We start from the raw sequence: 930 nt of genomic DNA on the forward strand, positions 1-930 counted from the left end.
TTTCGGTAACGTATCATAGCCCTTTTTAAAGCGAGATACTTTGCGTGCATTCAGCATATAAACCATACTTTGAACCGAAGGTTCATACCCCTTTAATTCGCTTTTTAAATAATGTGCAATATGCCAACTATATTGATCTGTGGCTTCAAGTCCGATTTTAATGTGTTCGCACTGATTTTTTTCCGCTGTTTTTAAAAGCTTGTGAATTAAGGTATTCGCACCTTCTGTATCGTTAGAAACAGAAAAATCAGCTAGAGTATGCCCCTCGCCATGCATGAAATGGACATGATGGGAGCGTAAACTCACGTCTATACCGACTAGCATTTGTGACATGCCAATCACCTCCTTAGGTGGTAGTTAATCAAGATTGTCTCAGACCTGGGTGCCCATCAGAATCATCGATGTCTGCCTCGTTATTAGCAATCAAAGGGAAGAAGACCAAAATGAGCGCTACACTCTCTTCTTCACCAGCGTCGCAGCCAGTGGTTAGACCTTCAATAATGAACGATGGGTAGCAGGCTAATTAAGCAGTACACATAAGTGCCCGCAAGGGGGAAAAGCTATTTCCTGTGTCAATCTTGTCCGTTCCATTGTCTCATGGGCACGGTCTGAGAGAAAAGTAGGTATAAATAAAAAAGGACGAAGTACTGAAATGGGGCATCCCCCATCCTTCGTCTACACAATATGAAATTGGGCAATTCAAAGAAGCAGGTAAGCACCTGTTAGCTAGTTTTTTATTTCTGAAAACAAATAAATGATGATTTATCCTTTTGGCCTCCTCGGTAAAACAGGGGTCAAACAGGTAAAACATAAACAGGGTGAGGAAGCCAAAAGGCAACCGTTTCCTATAGGAAATCCAACAGACTCTCCAGCAGTCCGGATCAACTGGAAATTCTATCGGAAAGAGCTCTTACTACTAATATACGAGGG

At 41.9% G+C, this 930-nt stretch carries 1 protein-coding gene; it reads right to left on the bottom strand.

All coding sequences use genetic code 11. The features are described from left to right. A partial coding sequence (locus tag R2B77_RS17915) for an IS110 family transposase (RefSeq protein ID WP_322555782.1) occupies positions 1-333 on the bottom strand: 333 nt, incomplete at its 3' end. Positions 334-930: the final 597 nt, after the last annotated feature.

It is taken from the genome of Sporosarcina beigongshangi, assembly GCF_033485195.1.
GTDB classification, from domain to species: Bacteria; Bacillota; Bacilli; order Bacillales_A; family Planococcaceae; genus Sporosarcina; species Sporosarcina beigongshangi.